Source organism: Sphingomonas bacterium, from assembly GCF_903643065.1.
GTDB lineage: Bacteria > Pseudomonadota > Alphaproteobacteria > Sphingomonadales > Sphingomonadaceae > Sphingomonas.
Genome location: NZ_CAHJWX010000334.1, coordinates 1 through 3,454, shown reverse-complemented (window position 1 = coordinate 3,454; position 3,454 = coordinate 1). Strand labels below are relative to the sequence as shown.

The 3,454-nt window shown below is 71.6% G+C and carries 5 protein-coding genes, 1 other RNA gene and 1 pseudogene; 2 read left to right on the top strand and 5 right to left on the bottom strand.

Translation table 11 applies throughout. The annotated features are described in order from the left end of the window. Both HUU95_RS11535 and HUU95_RS11530 read left to right on the top strand, forming a co-directional pair. Positions 1-233, top strand: a pseudogene (locus HUU95_RS11535) (hypothetical protein); the annotation flags it as partial. A 9-nt stretch (positions 234-242) separates the two neighbouring features. Continuing rightward, positions 243-656 carry a SufE family protein gene (locus tag HUU95_RS11530; protein ID WP_174280238.1) on the top strand — a complete coding sequence of 138 codons (414 nt, stop codon included), beginning with the start codon at positions 243-245 and terminating at the stop codon, positions 654-656. 64 nt (positions 657-720) lie between these two features. Here HUU95_RS11530 and HUU95_RS11525 read toward each other — a convergent pair whose 3' ends face one another. The 5 genes from HUU95_RS11525 to HUU95_RS11505 form a co-directional block, all read right to left on the bottom strand. After that, positions 721-1,263, bottom strand: coding sequence for a J domain-containing protein (locus HUU95_RS11525; RefSeq protein ID WP_174280237.1), 543 nt, complete (start codon positions 1,261-1,263; stop codon positions 721-723). Between the two features lie 35 nt (positions 1,264-1,298). Then, positions 1,299-1,712, bottom strand: an RNA gene (gene rnpB, locus HUU95_RS11520) — RNase P RNA component class A. A gap of 10 nt (positions 1,713-1,722) precedes the next feature. Further along, complete coding sequence (locus HUU95_RS11515; RefSeq protein WP_174280236.1) at positions 1,723-2,406, bottom strand: N-acetylmuramoyl-L-alanine amidase; 684 nt, start codon at positions 2,404-2,406, stop codon at positions 1,723-1,725. 41 nt (positions 2,407-2,447) lie between these two features. After that, positions 2,448-3,302: a CheR family methyltransferase gene (locus HUU95_RS11510; protein WP_254602760.1), complete on the bottom strand. Its 855-nt coding sequence runs from the start codon at positions 3,300-3,302 to the stop codon at positions 2,448-2,450. Beyond that, positions 3,299-3,454, bottom strand: coding sequence for a chemotaxis protein CheB (locus HUU95_RS11505; RefSeq protein ID WP_368039814.1), 156 nt, complete (start codon positions 3,452-3,454; stop codon positions 3,299-3,301). The genes HUU95_RS11510 and HUU95_RS11505 overlap by 4 nt, the downstream gene beginning before the upstream one ends.

Sequence of the window (3,454 nt, the reverse complement as noted above, 5' to 3'; positions counted from 1 at the left end):
CCGCCTCCTTCAGGTTCTCCCCTTGGCGGCCCGGCGCAGCGCATCGGCGAGTGCGCCGCTTGTGGGCGGTTCGGATCGCTCCCGCGCCGCCGGGCGTGCCCCGGCTGGTGCCCGGCCAGCGGATCGGCGCGGCGCACGTCGCCTGGCTGCTCGCGCAGCGCGATGCGGGCGCGTTCTTCCTTGATCCAATCTACCCCAGCGAACGGCTGGTCCGCGTCGTCGTGGAAGGCTAGGGAGCCGCCATGACATTGGACGAGGCGCAAGAGGAATATGGCTTTCTGGAAGGCGACGAGCGCTATCGCCTGCTGATCGAGCTGGGCCGCGCGCTGGAGCCGATGCCCGCCGCGCTCAAGACCGACGCGACGCTGGTGCGCGGCTGCTCGGCCAGCGTGTGGGTCTATCCGACGCGCGCCGATGGCGGTGGGGGCGAGCTGCTGCACTTCCTGGCGGACAGCAACGCCGGCATTACCAAGGGGCTGGTCGCGCTGGTGCTGCTGGCGGTGCAGGATCGCACGGCGAACGAGATCGCGGCGATGGACATCGAGGGAGCGCTGGCGCCGTTCGACCTGCAACGCCAGCTGTCGAGCAATCGGACGCAGGGACTGCCGAACATGATCGGGCTGATCCGGGAGACGGCGGGGCGAATGGCGGGGTAAGGAGCAGTTCAGGCAACAGGCAACAGGCAACAGTTTGGCCTAGTTCGGACGTGATGCCTATTGCCTATTGCCTCTTTCCCACCGCCTCCCTGCCCTCTTCCGCCGCCCGCAGCACATCCCACGCCGCCTGCCCCTGCCGGAAGCGCTCGGCGGCGGCGGGGTCGGCGCCGGCGACATCGGGGTGGTTCTCCTTGGCGTGGGTCCGCCACGCGGCTCGGGTCGCCTCGAAGGTCGCATCCGGCTCCAGCCCGAACACGGCCAGTGCGCGCAGCTCGTCTTGGGTGCGGGTACCGTCACCGGAGCCGGCCCAGGCGTAATGTCTCGCATTGGCGTAGCCGTCCTGCGTGCGGGCGTCAGCAGCCTCGCGCCGGGCGGCCTCCTCGGCGGATAGGCCGGCGAAATAGTCCCAGCCGCGGTTGTACTCGCCCGCGTGCTGCGCGCAGAACCACCAGCGCTCGGGGCTGTTGGGCGATTTGGGCGCGGGGCAGGTGCCCGGCTGGTCGCATCCGTGGCGGTCGCACAACCGGACCTTCACCGCGTCCCGCTCGGCGCCATAGGGACGCCAGCGGGGAAAGCCCCAGTCGTTGGTGCGGGTGGCGCGCGGCATGGCTGGCTATCTAAGGCGCGCGAGCCGGCGGGGATAGTGTCAGACGGTCTGTAAGCCGGGTTCTGTCCACGCCCGAAGACGATGGGCGACCATTCCTCTACGCGTGCCGTCGCCGACACGCTCCAGCAACCAACCCGGACCTCAAGCGGAAACACGCTCGTGCGAGGCCCCTATTCGGTCTTGCTCCCGGTGGGGTTTGCCGTGCCGCCCCTGTTACCAGGCGCGCGGTGCGCTCTTGCCGCACCCTTTCACCATGGCCTGTCCGAAGACTTCGTCCGAAGACTGGGCCGTCTGCTCTCTGTGGCACTGTCCCTGGGGTCGCCCCCGGCGGGCGTTACCCGCCACCGTTGTTTCGCGGAGCCCGGACTTTCCTCCCGCCTTCGCCTCCGGCTTCGGCGGGCGAGCCCGCTGCGGCTTGAGCGAAGGCCGGCGGCCGCCCGACCGTCTGACGGGACGGCCCTAGTCGTCGCCCTGCGGTTTGGGAAGCAGCAACGCCAGCAGGATCATGCGGCACTCTGCATCGATGTCGCCGTCGATCAGCTCCGGGCGGAAGCGGCGCTGGAAGGCCATCGTCGCGGCGAGCGGGTCGGCGACCTCGTAGCCGAACCGCTCCAGCGCCAGCAGGAAGCCGGCGCCGGTCCAGCCCGGATCGAGCAGGTTGCGGGTCGGCCGGGGCAGCGCCAGGCGGACGCGGGCGAGCCGGCCCCAGGGGAACAGCTCGCCCGGATCGCGCTTGCGCGTCGGCGCGATATCCGAGTGGCCGACGACGTTGCCGCGCGTGACGCCGTGGCGATCCTTGATCTCGGCCAGCAGCGGGACCAGCGCGTCGATCTGCGCCGGCGGAAAGGCGCGATAGCCGAACTCGTGGCCCGGATTGACCAGCTCGATGCCGACGCTGCACGAATTGATGTCGGTGACGCCGCGCCAGTGTGACGCGCCGGCGTGCCACGCGCGCTTGTCCTCGTCGACCAGCGCCTGGACGGTGCCGTCCTCGTCGACGCAGTAATGCGCGGACACCTTGGCGACGGGATCGCGCAACCGGTCGAGCGCGGCGGCGGCGGTCGGCATGCCCGTATAGTGGAGGACGATCATCGACACCGGGGCGGCGCGCTCGTCGAAGTTTGGCGAGGGCGTCGGCGTCATGGCGCCAAGGCCCTGCCCGCGCGCGCCGGCGATGTAAACCGTCAGGCCGCGACGCGCGCGGGCTCGGCGATCTTCTCGTACAGGCCCCGGAACCGGCGCGAGGGCGCGAACAACGGGGTTTGGCCGATCACCGTCTCGCCCGCGCCCAGCACGAGCAGCCCGCCCGGCGCCAGCGCGCCGGCCAGCATCGCGAACACGCGCGCCTTCTGCGCCGGCGCGAGGTACAGCATCACGTTGCGGCACAGCACGATGTCGAACCGGCCCGGCGGTGCCGGATCGGCGACGAGGTTCAACCGGCGGAAGTGGATGGCGCGGAGCAGCTCGGGGCGGGCGACCCAATCGTCGCCGCGCCCCTCGAACCATTGCAGGAGGCGGCGGATCGGCAGGCCGCGCTGGACCTCGAATTGCGTGAAACGGCCGGCGCGGGCGCGGGCGAGCGCGCCTTCGGAGACATCGGTGGCGACGATGTCGGGCGCGGCCGCCGGCGTGGGCGGACGATCGGCGAAGGTCATGGCGAGCGACAGGGGCTCCTGCCCCGTCGCGCAGGCCGCGCTCCACAGCCGGGGACGCCGGCCCTGCGCCTCGATCGCCGCCACCGCCTGCGCCACCGCGTCGAACACGGGGGCGTCGCGGAAGAAGGAGGTCTCGCCATTGACCAGCGCGTCGACGATGTCGTCGGCGAGCAGCAGATCCTCGCAACTGATCAGCGCGTCGACGAGCGCGTCCAGCGTCGGCAGGTCGCGCGCCTTCATCACCGGCTTGAGCGCGACGTCGAGCCGCCACGAGCGGTAGGCGGCGAGCTGCTGGCCGGTGCGCGACTCGAGCAGCCCGGTCAGCACCTGCATCGTCGCGGGCGAGACGGCGCCGGTCATGGCCCCGGTGACGGCCCCGGTCATGGTCGGCGCCCCGACGCGATCAGCTGGCCGATCGCGGTGGGCGTGAGCAGCTGTCGCGCGAGCCCAGCGGCGGCGACGGCGCCGGGCATCCCCCAGACGACCGAACTCGCCTGATCCTGCGCGATCACGACGCCGCCGGCGTCGTGGAGCAG